Genomic DNA, 14739 nt, shown 5'->3' with positions numbered 1-14739 from the left:
GCAAAATCACATCGCAATGTCAGAGAAGCATCGATCGATGTTTCTCATGTGGCGAGAGCAAAGCTGTCAAATTTCAGATTATAATTTTATCGTCTAGCAATAGAAAAACCTCTCTCCCTTACAGGAGAAAGGTATACTTCCCTCAATAGCCTCATCTTAATCGCCCCAAGTAGGCACTTGATCGTTCACATTTAAGGGAGCGTTTCAACCACATTGATTGGATGTAAATCGCCATCTACAGCAAATGAAGCCTGTCCTGTCTCCTCGGAGACAACCAGTACAACCGCATCCGTCAATTCACTGAGTCCCAGTGCTGCCCGATGACGAGTGCCTATTTTTCGTTCATGCACTTCCGCTTGCGACAACGGCAGCACATTACCAGCGGATACAATTTGATTGCCACGAATCAACACAGCCCCGTCATGTAATGGCGCACCGGGAATGAACAGTGATTCAAGCAGCGCATGGGTGACTCTTGCATCCACTGCCACCCCTGAGTGGATGATCGACTCCAACGGAATCTCCCGTTCAATCACAATTAGTGCCCCATATCTCCGGTCAGATAGATGCTGTACGCTCGATGTTAATTCGGCAAACTTCTCGGTAAAGGGTGACAGATAACAATCCAGATAAAACGACGAGGCGAGCACCTCGATCTGCTTGATCTCCGCTCGAATCTCTGCAAATTGCCCCAGCAGACAGGCACTGTCATTGTCAAACCGGGATAACGTCAGATTCATACGTTCTGCTACACGATGGAGGTCTGCCTTGAGCTTGTGTCTCATCGTGGAACTGTCACAGTCTGCTTGCCGATTCATCATACGTCGCCTCCTCCTTTAATTCGATTAATGCCTCGCACACATCCTGAATACCCATACCTTCCCCTCAGGAGCAAGTATATATACAATGACAGTGCGGTGTGAGCTAATCACGGGCTTCAATTTAACTGATATAACAAGCAAAAAAGAGCCTGTCCGCGAACAAACTTCCACGGTCAGACTCTACTCGCATTATTTGATGTCCTGTCTATTTCACTTATTGCGCTTTTCCGTATGAACCTGCCTTAAATGTAGTCGGGTCATACCATTTGTACCCTGCCGCAGGTGCAGCCCATGGCTCAAGTTGCGGCTCGGTTGATGCAGCCGGAGCTTCGATAGGAAGCAGGCTTGTGGCTGTATCCAATGTCAGTCCTGGCACTTGCGCCAGACTGGTGTAACTCTCTTTGACCGCGAGCCATTTCACAGTATTCACAAGGAACGTTGCATCATCCACTTCTTTGAATCCATCATAGGTCTTCTTGGTAGCACCTGTCTCTTCACGCAAATATTTCGGAGTCGCGTCTTCCACCGGTGAAGAGTCGCCGATAAATGCGGCTTTGCCCGCACCAACCTTTGCAATGGCTGCATAGGCTCCTTCAGCTCGTCCACCACCATTATATACGCCCTGATCCACGGCATTGCCCCACTTGGACACACCACTTGGTACATACACCAAGCCTTTGGCCTTGTTAGGGTCTATAATCGCAACAGTCGATCCCGCATGCATGGCTACAGAATTAACACCAGCCGTAATGCCGAAGGATTGTGCAGGTGCAACGATATCCGATGCATTTACATCTCCAAGAGCATTGTAACGGAAACGGACACCAAAGTTCGTCGCCAGCCAGTCTGAACTCGTCACACTCTGCATCGCTGGTGATTCTGCTTCAGCCGAAGACATGCCTTTGGCCGGATTCAGGAAGGCACCGCGGCGATAGCCGTTGAATACTTCGGAAGAATCCCAGCGGTTTTTGTTGCGGTCTGCATTATAGTGGTCGGAGATGAAGAAAACACTTCCTCCGTTCTGCACGTACTGCACCAGCGCAGCCTGCTCTGTCGCTTTGAACGGCACGTTGGCTTCGCCAATGACAAAGACGTCGTAATCTTTCAATTTATTATAGGTGATGGCTTGCTCACCGAATGTATACGGGATGCTGCGTTCCAGCTGATCTACGGCAAAGCCTGCGCTTCGCAAACCATTGGCAAAATCCGAAAATGCCCCGTCAATAATCCAGTCGGCAGCACCTGCTGTCTGGGCGTGAGTATTATCGAACAATACTTTCTTGCCGGTACCGTCCGGCAGTGTTGTGCCCGGGTTCGGTTCTGGATCAGGATTGGTTGTTCCGGAGGAAAGTGTGATGGACGTTGGGTTTTTGATTCCTGCATAGCTGTTGTAGGCACCGAGGGTTCCGGTTACGATGATCTTTTTGCCCACAAGACTGGGGTTGGAGGCCAATCCATATTGCGAACGGAAAGATGAGGGAATCTGTACATCCAATAATCTGGCGTTGGTTCGCTCTGATGCTGAATCTGCAATCAGAACATTAAAATCATTGGCATACGGAGATGTAAACTTCGCGGTAAGTGACCCGGTAGCATGTCCAACAATGATTCCTTCAACCGTTGCTGTTCCTCCACCGCTCTGGGCAGCGATGGCCTGAGATACCGTAAGTGGTGCTGCAGCTTGTACCGGACTTTGCGAACCCGGCCCCAGCAGTGCGGTTGCCATCATGATAAAGACCAGGAATGCCCCGATCCAGTGCTGCCATAACGCCTTTTTCATATTCCCTTTCTCCTCCTCCAAATTACCTGATATTGGGTTATCCTCCTTTAATTTAATTGTTCATATGCTGAATTCCTCTTTCTTTTTGTAAAGTTTATGAAAAAGTTTAGAAGTTGAGTCTATTGGCCCATACTGACTATCATTAGAATTCCATTTACCGAAGGAGTACAACGATGATGAAGTTGGTATTTTTGTTGCTCTTGTTAATTGTTCCGCTAATTATGGTTTATGTTGCTCTTCGTTCCCGGATGGTCACCCGAGTATTCCATATTCTTGCGCTACTCTGTTTCTACATTGCGGCAACTGTTATCGCTGGTGATGTGTATGCTACGAATGCTCATATGACCACATTCACTACCGAGATTCACCATTTCCTATTGAATGGCTGGTTCTTGTATCCGTCCGCATATCTCGGTGTATACATTCCCTATGTGCTGTGGATGAGCCTATTTTCAGAAAAAAGTTAAATTTGATGCGGACTTGGGATTGCATTTTGCCAGCGTTCATTGCATAATGAATATATAAACGTGATAATGATTATCATTATTGAACTTGTCTCTTTGTAACTTTCTACTGCATATGATTTTACGATTTTATAGATAAAGGGGAACGAACATCGAATGAATACAACTCTGCAAAAGGCTGACCTGCAGCTTGACGATTATTTGGATCTTCTGAACCTGGCAACCAACCTGGGTGATACGAGATGGCAAAAGGAAATCATTCGTAAGCTGGCGTATACTTATCCCTCAGTTCAATGTAAACAACCACAATAGCATTCCACATACTTACATAGCCCAATAACCCATTCTTTACATGAATCGGTTATTGGGCTATTTTTATTTTACAATATAATTGATCTAAACATTTACACGAGAAACGGAGAGGACAGAAATAACCTGGAGAAGCGGAGCTAAAAGCTTTCTGAAAGAAAGCTGCTTCGGAAGCATACACCTCGCCTTTATCCCCGGATTTTCCCCTTTGAAAAAGGGAAGCAAAAAAATCTGGGGGTAACAGCAATCGGAAGGTTGTTCTGTCATCGGAGTGGCAAGTGTAATATTCTTTAGTTCAATTGATATAGGAGTGAACAACGATGCAACTGGAGACTGACAGATTGATCATCCGGGAGATTCGGGAGACCGATTGGGAGAGGATTCATGTTTACACATCCATGCCTGAAGTCACACAGCATACGGCGTGGGGGCCGAATACCGAAGAAGATACACGAGCTTATGTGGAATTTGTGTTGGACATGCAGAAGACAAAACCACGAGAAGGCTATGAACTGGCGATATGTTTGAAAAGTGATGGAACTCTCCTTGGCGGAGTAGGTATTCACGTGATGGAGAAAACCAATGCAGAGATCGGTTACGTCCTTAATCCCGCCTATCAAGGGAATGGTTATGCCGCCGAAGCAGCCAGTGCTCTACTAGGCTTTGGCTTCAATACACTTGGTGTACACCGCATCTACGCGAAATGCCGCCCGAACAACAAGGCTTCCGAGAACGTTATGAAGAAGATCGGCATGCAGCGAGAAGGGCTATTACGCGAGCACTGGTTCTACAAAGGTTCCTTTCATGACTCTGTGATCTATTCGATTCTCTCCAGTGAATATGCACATGAACAATTTCAAAGAAACACAAAAAGCTGACTCCCATATATGGGAGCCAGCTTTTCTTTTACTCCGTAACGACCCCAATCGCCAATGGAGGTGAAGCCTTGAAGCTCATTTGGAATCCAAATCGAATTTGTTCCTCGGGAATGCAACCGTTGTTCTTCCCTCAACTCGTAACACCCGGAACAAGCTATGTTACAGTCGGCACAGCTCTACCGGACAGCTCGGGAATGTCGGACATCCACACATACAGCGCAGGGCCGCCAGATCCCGAATCATCAGTTTGCCGTCCATCATATCCAGCGTACCTTGTTCCTTCCATGCCCCCAGCATCCGCGTTACGCTCTCCCGGGTAGCTCCAATCATCTCAGCAAGATCGGTATGGTTCAGCTTCATGTCCAGCACGATGCCATCCGGTGTAACCCTGCCATACGAATTGCTGGCACGGATCAGTGTCGAAGCGAGCGCACCCGCCTTGCCATAGAGCAGCAGATCACGGAATCTCGACTGGGTGATCCGCTGCGACAGCGCCATCCATTGCAAGAATTTCAAGGCGAGATCACCATGTTTGCTGAGTATACTTTCCAGATCGCTAAGCGAGATAATGGCCAGTTCCCCTTTTTCCGCCATCTCTGCACTGTAGCTATGATTCAATCCGCCGATGCCGCCGAATTCACCGATGAGATCGCCGCTTTGCTGAATGGATAAAATAATTTCCTTGCCATCCTCCGTCGACTTGGTCATTTTCACTCGTCCCGAACGAATGTAGTACAGATATCCGGCTTCATCGCCTTCGAGAAAGAGACTATACCCCGACTTCACCCGTTTGGGCTGCATTTTTGCTTCAATCAGGTCCCATTGCTCAGGTGTAACGAACGAAAGGATTCCGCCTGTTTCCCGTGTCATTTTGCCCGCCTCCGTTTGTTTCTGCTCTGCTCTTTGGGTTGTTCTTTCTACAAATACTGTACCCATAACCTTCGTCCCCCTCGGTGATTCCTTATGTATCCATCATACCGCGAAAGTAGCGCGAGGGTTATCGGGGGATTACCTGATCCTTATCGAGAAACTCCCTGAATTTGCTGTGAGAAAAGTCACATTTCACCGATATGCCTCATCCTTCGCATTTCTTCAATCCCTTGGTGCACCTGAATCAGGAGCCCTCCACTGCCCATGTTCAGTAAATTATAGAACGGAAATAGGGGTTTTCCCTGAATTACAACGTACGAGAAAGGGTCTACAATAGAACTAACATTGTAATACCCTTACTTTAAGATGATCCTAAAAGGTTAATGATAATAATTACACGTCACGTACGTTATAATTTCGAAAAAGGAAGTGTCCTCTCATGCATGATGAACTGCCATCTGGCATTCAGGAGATGATCGACGGCCTGCGCCTGAACACATCCAGCGACTTCTGTGGACTTGCCTGTCTGAATGGGACGATGCTACGCTGGAAGTACACCTCTGGGGCTAGTAATGAACGGGTGAAACGCATGGAAATGCGCCCCGGACAAGATCTGGTGGGCACAGCCCTTCGGACTGGACGCACAGCTCGATCTGATGCCCAATCCACCGGGGAGCATACACCCGGTCGTTGCCCGTTAATGCTTGCTGAGCGGCTGGTAAGTGCCATAGCGGTACCTGTGTTCCAGGAAGGAAGCGTGCCTGGCGCCGTGCTGCTCGTTGGCAGCAGATTGCCTTGCACCTTCTCACCGGACATGATCCGGCAGACGGAGCAAGTTGCTCTACATCTTCAGCCGAAGGTGTTTGGTTAAAGTTTGAACTAGAGCGTGAGAGAAGCTATTCGGAGATTAAAGCTCTGAATGGCTTCTTTTTTTGTTATGATATAGATAGAACTAAGGAAGCGGACAGGGGGAAATCATGTGATTCAACTATTAGTTGTAGACGACCATGTTGTCGTGCGTTCCGGGCTGATCGCCTTACTTGAAGGAAAGAATGATATACATATCGTTGGAGATGCCGCAGATGGCGATGAAGCCATTGCCAAGGCTCAAGAGTTGAAACCAGACGTAGTCTTGATGGATTTCAGCATGCCACCAGGCAAAGACGGTCTGACCGCTACCGCTGAATTGAAGAAATTGATGCCGGATGTCTCCATTTTGATACTGACCATGCATGACGATGAAGAATATCTGTTCCGCGCCATCCACGCGGGAGCATCTGGATATATACTCAAAAGTGCACCGCATGAAGAATTGCTTGCCGCAATTCGTTCCGTAGCAGAGGGTAGCGCCTATCTGTACCCAAGTGCGACCAAGCGGCTGATGAGTGAATACCTGGACAAAGCCAAACAGGAAAACGCCGGACCGTATGACACGTTATCCGAGCGGGAGAAAGAGATTTTGTCCTGGATTGCCAAAGGATACGCCAACAAGGAAATCGCCGAACATCTGATCATCAGTGTCAAAACGGTCGAATCCCACAAAAGCAACCTGATGGAGAAGCTTGGCCTGCGCACACGACCGGAACTGGTGAAGTTTGCCATGAAAAAGGGGTTGCTGAACTTTGAGTAGTGCACGCAAGAACAGACTAAGTGGACTCGCAGACCAGCCTGTACGCCTCCTGCTGAACGAAATCGATAATCACATTACGGATAATGAATTTCGCAGCAGGTTGAAGGGTTCCCTGCATCAACTGAGTGATCTGAAATTTGCCCTGGATGAATCCTCCATTGTAGCCCTGACAGACCGCAAGGGGAAAATCCAGTATGTGAATGATAAATTCTGTGAAATTTCGCAGTATGAGCGCGAGGAATTGATCGGTAAGGATCACCGAATCATTAATTCCGGATACCATGGCAAAAGCTTTATGAAAAACCTGTGGGAGACGATATCCTCAGGTAAAGTCTGGAACGGGGAAATTCGCAATCGGGCCAGAGATGGCAGTCATTATTGGGTCAACACTACCATCGTGCCTTTCCTCGATAACGACGGGGAGCCATATCAATACCTGGCTGTACGTAGCGAGGTCACCAAGCTGAAATCCGTCGAAGGTGAATTGCAGAAGATGATGTCCCAGGTCATGAACATTCAGGAAGAGGAAAGACGCCGGATCTCGCGTGAACTGCATGACGGGATTGGACAGAGTCTCTTCTCTCTGGTGATTCAAATGGACCGACTGCTGGCAGAACAGTCTCACGCCGGAGTTGAGGCACTGCGTAAGCAGGTCACGGGTATTATGGAAGATGTACGTGGTATGGCATGGGAGCTGAGACCATCCGTTCTGGATGACCTGGGTGTTGTTCCGGCGATTCGTACGTATATCGAGAATTACACCCGTCACTACGGAATCGAAGTTGATCTGGAATGTAATTTGCGCAAACGTCTGGAGATGAACCGGGAGATCGCCATCTACCGGATTATTCAGGAAGCCTTAACCAATGTCGCGAAGTATGCCGATGTTGCCGAGGCACGTGTTACTATAGAAGACGCTGAGGACATGACGATGGTTATTATTGAAGACCAGGGTGCCGGATTCAGCGAAGCAACTGCTGGGAATGGCGTTGGATTGTTCAGTATGGAAGAGCGTGCCCGTGGTGCAGGAGGAACGTTAAGAGTGTCTTCCGAGCCTGGCGAAGGGACTACCGTTACCCTTTTACTGCCCAAGACAGCACAGGGATAATTGGACATGCTTCGTATCACAATTTGCGCTTCACTCCAGCTTATCTATTAATTAACGGCTGCTCGCTATTGGACTGTGCGAGTGGTCTTTTTATTTCCGATTGGTCGAAATGACAAAATGAAGGTTCAAAATCGGTTAAATTCAATAATCATGATAAATAGATTGACTCCAGTTACGATTCGTCATTAAACTATGAATGCCACATACACATTGTATATTCAGTAAAATTTCATTGTTCATTTCATATAGCGAGAGAAAAGGATGGTCAACATGTCAGAGAAACGCTCCTCCAAAGGAGGAGAAATTCCACAAATGTACAATCTGGACGAGATGGATCGCAAAATCATCGCCGCGCTTCACCACAACAGCCGGATATCCTATACGGATCTGGGCACACAGATCGGGTTGTCGCGTGTAGCCGTTCAGGCGCGCATTAATGCGTTATCCGAAAAAGGAATCATCGAACGCTTCACCGTTGTAATCAACCCTGGCAAAGTTGGGCTTCAGGTCTCGGCTTTTTTCAATGTCGATGTTGAACCGCCCTTCCTGGATGAAGTCGCGGAGAAACTGGATGAAGAGCCAGCCGTCACCAGCCTTTATCATATGACAGGCCCGAGTACCCTGCACATGCACGGTATTTTTGCGGATATGGAAGAGATGGAGCAGTTCTTGCTGGAGAAGCTCTATAAGATGCCGGGTATCGTCAAAGTGGAATCACAGCTATTGTTGAAACGTTATAAAAGCCGGATGGGCATGAGACTCTAGGAGGAAATCAGCATGGGTTGGAAAGATTACAACGGTCTCGTCATCGGAATGGTACGGACCGGAATTCTCGGATATGGCGGTGGCCCTTCGGTTATTCCGTTAATTCGTTACGAAGCCGTTACGCGTTACAAATGGGTCAGTGATGAGGAGTTCGGCGAGATTTTGGCTATCGCCAATGCCTTGCCGGGTCCCATCGCGACCAAGATGGCCGCATATCTCGGTTATAAAACCAAAGGTGTGCTGGGTGCCATCGTGTCCGTACTCGCTCATATTTTGCCAACAAGTATTGCCATCATTGCTCTGCTCGGTTCCATGTACGCGCTACGCGAGTCGAAAGTGGTAGCAGGCATGGTAGCCGCTGTGCGGCCTGTCATTTTTGTCATGCTGGGCATGATGGCTTATGAATTTGCCATGAAAGCCTGGAAGGGACTCGGTAAAGTTTTTGCCGTCCTATTCGGCGTAATTGCCTTTGTACTATTGCAGCTGCTGGATATCCATCCGGGGATTGTGATCGCGGTTTTCCTTGGATATGGTGTCTTCCATCTGGAGCTAGTCCAGCGCTTCAAGTCCAAAGGCAAGTCCGATAAGGGGGTGTCCTAAGGATGCTCCAGACCTGGTGGGAATTATTTTGGGGATTTTTCGTAGCAAACATCTTGGGATATGGGGGCGGTCCGGCTTCGATTCCGCTCATGCAGGAAGAGATTGTGAACCATTACCAATGGATGACCACAGAGCAATTCGGGGATGTACTGGCGATTGGTAACGCCCTTCCCGGGCCGATTGCAACCAAAATTGCTGCATTTGTCGGGTATCACGTGGCAGGCTGGTTCGGGGCATTTATCGCAAGTTTTGCCACAATCGTGCCTTCCGCAACCGCACTAATTATATTACTTCGTCTATTGAACAAACATCGCACGTCACCGAAAGTCAAAGGCATGACCCTACTCGTGCAGCCTGTTATCGCTGTACTCATGATTCTGCTTACATGGGAATTCGGGCAGCTATCCACTGATTCCATCGGCATCTGGCAGACGTTAATCATTGCAGGCATCTCACTCTGGGTCATGACCAAGACCAAGCTGCACCCAGCCATTCTGATCGTGATCGCTTTTGCCTATGGTGCGCTGGTACTGTCTCACACGATGTAGTTATAGAACATACAGGGAACGTCATAGAATCTCTTGGTTATACATCTGCAATGGGTGTATGCGGGGGTTCTGGATGGATGCCCGTGTTTAGAAAGGCATTCTCAAAACTCATAGTAGGTACCTTTGGCGAATGGTGGACTTTCAGCAGCATTGAAGAACGCTCCAGTTTATATACAAAAAAACGGTGATTCCAGCTATTAAACTGGGATCACCGTTTTATGATATTACGCGTTTCACGCTCACACATTTGGAAAAGCAATTACTTCGCTTCAACCACTACCGTTACTTTGGTTTTCACACCTGCAAATGTCACCGTAATTGTTGCTTTACCTTTGCCGTTCGCCTGAATGATTCCATCTTTCACCGATGCTGTTGCAATACGGGAAGATTTCCAGAGAGCCGGTTTGGATACATTAGCTTCACTGCCATCAGCATACGTTGCAGTAGCCGCCACAGTTACCTTATCACCAGGTTTCATGGTCAACGTTACTTTATCCGTCTGCAAGTATTTCAGTGTATCCACATCTACAGCAATTGTTACAGACTTGCTACCGTATTTTGCTGTGATTTTGGCTTTACCCGAACCTGTAGCTTTGACTTTACCTTTGGTCACTTGAGCTACTTTGTAGCTGTTCGTTTTCCATTCAGCTTTGTCCGTAACATCACGCTCGCTACCGTCGCTCAAGAAGGCAGTTACCGTCAGATCAGCTGTATCGCCTGATTTCAGGGAAAGGACCGGCTCGGAAGCTTCAATACGTGTGATGACATCCACTTCAACTTGGATCGTCACTTTTTTGGAGCCATATTCTGCTGTGATGTTGGCTTTACCACTGCTGTTACCTGTGATCACGCCTTTTTTCACATCCGCTACACGTGCATTGCTGGATTTCCAGGTTGCTTCGGATGTAACATCCAACGTGTTGCCGTCCTCATCCGTACCTGTTAGAAGGATCGTCTGAGTTTCTTTGGCAGACAGAACAACGAAGTTCACATCTGCTTCCAGTCCACTAGCCATACCTACTTCAACTGGCAGAGTCAGTGTTTTGCCTTCAATCTTCGCGGTAATGGTTACTTTACCTGTAGCAACACCTGTGATAACCCCTTTGCTATCTACCTCAGCGATTTTGTCGCTGCTGCTGCTCCAAGTTGCATCTTCAGATACATCTTTGGATGTTTCACCATACAACGCCAGCACTTTGGCCGAAGTCGTTCCACCAACGGCTACCGATGCTTTTTTCTTGTCCATCTCATACTTGTCTGCTACGTCTACATTCACTGTAAACTTAGCTGTTTTACCACCATAAGCTACAGTGATCGTAGCCGTACCGGATTTGTATGCAATCAGATCGCCGTTTGATACATATACGACATCTGGATTGCTTGAAGTCCATGTTGCTTTGGAAGTTACATTTTCTGTACTGGCATCAATATATTCGGCATTGGCTACCAATGTCTTGGACTTGTTATCTCCCGTAACACTCATGGCGAGTTTGTCATTTACATCTTTGATATCCAAATATCTTGCCGTATCTACATCTACAGCAATTTCTACAGTTTTTCCACTATAGGTTGCTTTGATCGTTGTAGAACCTGCACTAATGGCTGTGATCTGTCCCTTGAACACCGTTGCAACCTTCTCGTTGCTGGATGTCCATGTTGCCTGATCCGTTACATTCACATCGCTGCTGTTTGGATAAGAAGCCGTTACAACGACATTAGCCGTTTTGGTTGTCTCGCTCAAACGGAAGAAAATACTTTGTTTCTCCACACTCAGCTTGCTGGTCAGATCTACATCCACGTCAACGGATACGGATTTCGTACCGTATTTGGCTGTGATCTTGGCAGAACCTGCCGAGTATCCTGTAATTTCGCCTTTAAGAACGTCTGCAACTTTCTCATTGCTGGACGTCCATTCCGCCAGGTCGGTTACATCTTTGGTTGTGCCATCTGGATACGTAGCCGTCACTTTCACACTTTCACTTTTGTTCAACAACAGGTTAACCTGTTGTTTATCTACATCTACACGTTTAACCACTTCAACGTTAACATCCACCGTCACGCTTTGGCTGCCAACTTTCGCAGTAATAACTGCCGTACCCGCGCTTTGTCCAGTTACTTTACCATTCACAACGGTAGCAACCTTCTCATCACTGGTAGACCATTCTGCCGTACTTGCTGCTGCATTATTTGTTTCATTGTCACTATAGGTTGCTGTCAAAATAATTTCTTTTGTATCTCCCGTGCGCAAATCCAGACTTTGCACGTTTTTCGAAAGGGCTTTGACCTTCTTTGTCACTTTCACTTGAACGGTCTGGCTCTGACCCTGGTAAGCTGCGGTAATCGTCGCTTTACCTTCCTTTTTGGCCGTGATTGCACCATTATATACAGTTGCTATCGAAGTATCTTCGCTACTCCAGGTTGTACTAATCGTTACATTAGCCGAGGTATTATCTGAATATACCCCGGTCACCGTAACAGACCCAGAATCACCAACTTCGAGCGACATCTCATTCTTGGAAACCACAATTTTGGACAGTTCTTTGTCTGCCGCAGCGGCCAAGCCTACGTTGGAAATACTCAGCATCAACACCAGCATCATCACCATGTACTTGGTCAATCTTGGCTTTAACATCATTTCCCCCCGATTATCATCATTTTTTTCCTTATGTTTAATGTCGGCAAGTCCTTTCCAGATGTTTAGACTTTCAGGAAATTTTCAGGGAATTCTATGGAAATTAATTTATCTTCTATTCCTGTTTCAACCGATCATACCTGCGAATATTGCGCATACCTATGTATATTGACTGTCTTGAACTTCTTTTAACAGGATTGGAGGAAACATAATGCGTCAGCCTTTTGATTACATCGGGTATTGGGAGGAAACATATCGTTCGGGTGAAACTTCCGGGAGGGGTTCATACGGGGTTTTGGCTGAATTCAAGGCCGAGGTCGTGAACGGACTGATTCAACGTGAAGGGATTCATCGTGTCATTGAGTTTGGATGTGGGGATGGCAACCAGTTGCAATACATGAATTATGAGGACTACCTGGGCGTGGATGTAGCGGCTTCTTCAGTAAAGCGTTGTGCTTCCCAATTTGCCAAGGATTCTTCCAAGAGTTTCATGCTGTATACACCAGGACTATGGATTAACCGAGGTTTCCTGCAAGCCGATCTGACGGTCTGTCTGGATGTGTTATATCACATCACGGATGAAACAGATTTTCGTAATACCCTCTATGATATTCTGCACTCCTCAACAGCATGGGTGGTGCTTTACACCCGTTTGAAAGAAAACGGCAATCCGGGGATTGATACAATCCAGGACCGTAATCTGTTCGAATATCTCTTCGACTACCCTGATTTCAAAGTTCATGAGATTATTCCGCAGCGCTATCCAGATCAATCTTCTGCCGACTTTGTCATCCTGAGACGTACGCCTTCGAAGTGAAAAGCGATTTTTTCAGTAAAGCATAACCAAGTCTGCACCCCAACTGGACCCGCAAGAATGAGTATTCATAGGCCAGATATTCTTTGTCCTCCTTCGATTATGTACACCATCCGCCTGTCCGCTCACCTTGATTCTCTATTCAAAACTCAAACTTAGATATACTCCGTCTCCAATAGAAGGAATATCGTTCCTGATACTGGAGACAGCTCTATGCGGACAGGTGATGATGGTTTGCTAACAACTCGAAGGCTCATAACACTAATACCTTACTAATCCGTTCTCACCTTCGGTTCTTCCAACCCGTAGTTCTCAATTCTTCTTTTAAAATAACCCCGCATGTCCACGCAGCTTCGCCAGCGCTTCCATATAGAAATAATCGCCGTATATAATCGGCACATTCAACCCTCGCCCTTCCGGGTAGTGCACCGTTCCCTGCATGATCAGACCTTCTTCCGCTGCCGAGTCGCCGGAGCTATAGTGCTCATGCAACCCGCGGACGATACGTTCTCCCGCGGCGGCATAGGTTTCCCCGCGTGGCGACAGCTTCGCCAGCTCAAGCAACCCGCTCGCGGCAATCGCCGCAGCGGACGAGTCCCACGCCACCTGATGCTCCGCAGGTGCGCGGAAATCCCACACCGGCACGATCTCTTCGCCAAGCATGGCGAGGAAGAAATCGGCCGCACGCTCCGCTGTCTCCAGATATCGGGCTTCGCCCGTATACCGGAAAGACAGCGCAAACCCGTGCAACGCCCAGGCGGTGCCCCGCGCCCAGGCGGAACCTGGAGCATGGCCCTGTCCGCCATGCTCTCGCAGCTTCTGCCCCGTGTGTGGATCGAACTCCACCACGTGGCAGATGGACCCGTCAGCGCGGATGAATTCGCGCGCCACGGTGTCTGCATGCGCTTCCGCCAGCCAGCGGAAGCGAGGGTCGCCGCTCTGCTCGGATGCCCAGTAGAGCAGCGGAAGGTTCATCATGCTGTCAATGATGGCTACGCCGCGCGTATCCATTGCTGACGAGCTGAAGTTCCAGGCGCGGATGAACTCACCGCGCACGTGGAACCGGGCAGCGAGCAGGTTGGCGGCAAGCATGCCACGCCGCCGTCCATCCATGCTGCCCGTCTGGCGGTAGTTGGCTACGCCACTAAGCAGCCAGATGAACCCCAGATCGTGATCCACCGATTCGGGATCACGTAGACAACCCTCCAGTTGCCGCTCACAGCTTTCGGCAATGCGATGTAGCGAAGCCGCCGCTTCACTTTCCGGCGCATCCCGATAGACCAGCCATAACAATCCAGGCCAGAAACCTGCTGTCCACCATTCCGGATCATTCCGATCATACATCCCTTGTGGGGCAATGTGTGGAAATGTATCCTTAATGCGCTTTGCATTCCGAATTGTCTTGGCAGTCCCCTGTTGCCACGCTTCCTCGAGCCATTTTACCGACGTTGATGTGTTCATGAACATATCCCTCCTCGATTCAATACCAGACATCTATGCTTGATGCTCCAGCTCATCCT

15 protein-coding genes are annotated in these 14739 nt (G+C 48.1%); 10 read left to right on the top strand and 5 right to left on the bottom strand.

The annotated features are described in order from the left end of the window. Window positions 1-191 precede the first annotated feature (191 nt). On the bottom strand, window positions 192-821 hold the full coding sequence (gene cdaS, locus FE296_RS13625) for a sporulation-specific diadenylate cyclase CdaS (protein WP_105601592.1): 630 nt from the start codon (window positions 819-821) through the stop codon (window positions 192-194). Window positions 822-1035: 214 nt separating this feature from the next. Further along, window positions 1036-2550, bottom strand: coding sequence for a DUF6359 domain-containing protein (locus FE296_RS13620; RefSeq protein WP_223868882.1), 1515 nt, complete (start codon window positions 2548-2550; stop codon window positions 1036-1038). Between the two features lie 224 nt (window positions 2551-2774). Here FE296_RS13620 and FE296_RS13615 point away from each other — a divergent pair, with 224 nt between their 5' ends. The 3 genes from FE296_RS13615 (at window position 2775) to FE296_RS13610 (ending at window position 4252) form a co-directional block, all read left to right on the top strand. After that, the gene (locus FE296_RS13615) at window positions 2775-3068 is read left to right on the top strand and encodes a hypothetical protein (RefSeq protein ID WP_150365260.1); all 294 of its coding nucleotides are present in this window, start codon (window positions 2775-2777) and stop codon (window positions 3066-3068) included. A gap of 153 nt (window positions 3069-3221) precedes the next feature. Continuing rightward, entirely contained in the window at window positions 3222-3377 is a 156-nt protein-coding gene (locus tag FE296_RS32735) for a hypothetical protein (protein ID WP_167483798.1), read from the top strand. A 317-nt stretch (window positions 3378-3694) separates the two neighbouring features. After that, window positions 3695-4252 carry a GNAT family N-acetyltransferase gene (locus FE296_RS13610; protein ID WP_150365259.1) on the top strand — a complete coding sequence of 186 codons (558 nt, stop codon included), beginning with the start codon at window positions 3695-3697 and terminating at the stop codon, window positions 4250-4252. Between the two features lie 159 nt (window positions 4253-4411). On the opposite strand, the gene FE296_RS13605 is transcribed toward FE296_RS13610, so the two are convergent. Further along, entirely contained in the window at window positions 4412-5188 is a 777-nt protein-coding gene (locus FE296_RS13605; RefSeq protein WP_223868873.1) for a Crp/Fnr family transcriptional regulator, read from the bottom strand. A gap of 373 nt (window positions 5189-5561) precedes the next feature. Here FE296_RS13605 and FE296_RS13600 point away from each other — a divergent pair, with 373 nt between their 5' ends. From FE296_RS13600 to chrA, 6 genes are all read left to right on the top strand, one after another. Further along, window positions 5562-5993, top strand: a complete 432-nt coding sequence (locus FE296_RS13600) for a GAF domain-containing protein (RefSeq protein WP_074093163.1) — start codon at window positions 5562-5564, stop codon at window positions 5991-5993. 108 nt (window positions 5994-6101) lie between these two features. Continuing rightward, window positions 6102-6752, top strand: a complete 651-nt coding sequence (locus FE296_RS13595) for a response regulator (RefSeq protein WP_017691068.1) — start codon at window positions 6102-6104, stop codon at window positions 6750-6752. Next, window positions 6745-7860, top strand: coding sequence for a PAS domain-containing sensor histidine kinase (locus FE296_RS13590; RefSeq protein ID WP_124118053.1), 1116 nt, complete (start codon window positions 6745-6747; stop codon window positions 7858-7860). Before FE296_RS13595 ends, FE296_RS13590 begins: the two co-directional genes overlap by 8 nt. A 270-nt stretch (window positions 7861-8130) precedes the next feature. Then, window positions 8131-8625 (top strand): chromate efflux transcriptional regulator ChrS, encoded by a 495-nt coding sequence (gene chrS / locus FE296_RS13585; protein WP_036616550.1) that lies wholly within the window; start codon window positions 8131-8133, stop codon window positions 8623-8625. Window positions 8626-8637: 12 nt separating this feature from the next. Next, window positions 8638-9225 carry a chromate efflux transporter ChrB gene (gene chrB / locus FE296_RS13580; protein ID WP_124118054.1) on the top strand — a complete coding sequence of 196 codons (588 nt, stop codon included), beginning with the start codon at window positions 8638-8640 and terminating at the stop codon, window positions 9223-9225. A gap of 2 nt (window positions 9226-9227) precedes the next feature. Then, window positions 9228-9773, top strand: a complete 546-nt coding sequence (gene chrA, locus FE296_RS13575) for a chromate efflux transporter ChrA (protein ID WP_017691072.1) — start codon at window positions 9228-9230, stop codon at window positions 9771-9773. 259 nt (window positions 9774-10032) lie between these two features. On the opposite strand, the gene FE296_RS13570 is transcribed toward chrA, so the two are convergent. Beyond that, a complete protein-coding gene (locus FE296_RS13570) occupies window positions 10033-12405 on the bottom strand; it encodes an Ig-like domain-containing protein (protein ID WP_150365395.1) in 2373 nt (790 codons plus the stop codon). A gap of 211 nt (window positions 12406-12616) precedes the next feature. Between FE296_RS13570 and FE296_RS13565 the strand changes: the two genes are divergently transcribed. Next, window positions 12617-13222, top strand: a complete 606-nt coding sequence (locus tag FE296_RS13565; RefSeq protein ID WP_091019980.1) for a methyltransferase domain-containing protein — start codon at window positions 12617-12619, stop codon at window positions 13220-13222. Window positions 13223-13543: 321 nt separating this feature from the next. Here the strand turns inward: FE296_RS13565 and FE296_RS13560 are convergent, their stop codons facing one another. Next, window positions 13544-14680 carry a glycoside hydrolase family 88 protein gene (locus FE296_RS13560; protein WP_124118057.1) on the bottom strand — a complete coding sequence of 379 codons (1137 nt, stop codon included), beginning with the start codon at window positions 14678-14680 and terminating at the stop codon, window positions 13544-13546. Window positions 14681-14739 lie beyond the last annotated feature (59 nt).

Source organism: Paenibacillus sp. UASWS1643, from assembly GCF_008693195.1.
Classification (GTDB): domain Bacteria; phylum Bacillota; class Bacilli; order Paenibacillales; family Paenibacillaceae; genus Paenibacillus; species Paenibacillus amylolyticus_B.
Note: the sequence above shows the minus strand (reverse complement) of the source record. Positions and strands in the feature narration are given on the sequence as shown.

Bases quoted from the DNA above. Each gene is read 5' to 3' on its own strand.
- cdaS (WP_105601592.1), bottom strand. From the start codon at position 821: ATGATGAATCGGCAAGCAGACTGTGACAGTTCCACGATGAGACACAAG.
- FE296_RS13620 (WP_223868882.1), bottom strand. From the start codon at position 2,550: ATGATGGCAACCGCACTGCTGGGGCCGGGTTCGCAAAGTCCGGTACAA.
- FE296_RS13615 (WP_150365260.1), top strand. From the start codon at position 2,775: ATGATGAAGTTGGTATTTTTGTTGCTCTTGTTAATTGTTCCGCTAATT.
- FE296_RS32735 (WP_167483798.1), top strand. From the start codon at position 3,222: ATGAATACAACTCTGCAAAAGGCTGACCTGCAGCTTGACGATTATTTG.
- FE296_RS13610 (WP_150365259.1), top strand. From the start codon at position 3,695: ATGCAACTGGAGACTGACAGATTGATCATCCGGGAGATTCGGGAGACC.
- FE296_RS13605 (WP_223868873.1), bottom strand. From the start codon at position 5,188: ATGGGTACAGTATTTGTAGAAAGAACAACCCAAAGAGCAGAGCAGAAA.
- FE296_RS13600 (WP_074093163.1), top strand. From the start codon at position 5,562: ATGCATGATGAACTGCCATCTGGCATTCAGGAGATGATCGACGGCCTG.
- chrS (WP_036616550.1), top strand. From the start codon at position 8,131: ATGTCAGAGAAACGCTCCTCCAAAGGAGGAGAAATTCCACAAATGTAC.
- chrB (WP_124118054.1), top strand. From the start codon at position 8,638: ATGGGTTGGAAAGATTACAACGGTCTCGTCATCGGAATGGTACGGACC.
- chrA (WP_017691072.1), top strand. From the start codon at position 9,228: ATGCTCCAGACCTGGTGGGAATTATTTTGGGGATTTTTCGTAGCAAAC.
- FE296_RS13570 (WP_150365395.1), bottom strand. From the start codon at position 12,405: ATGTTAAAGCCAAGATTGACCAAGTACATGGTGATGATGCTGGTGTTG.
- FE296_RS13565 (WP_091019980.1), top strand. From the start codon at position 12,617: ATGCGTCAGCCTTTTGATTACATCGGGTATTGGGAGGAAACATATCGT.
- FE296_RS13560 (WP_124118057.1), bottom strand. From the start codon at position 14,680: ATGAACACATCAACGTCGGTAAAATGGCTCGAGGAAGCGTGGCAACAG.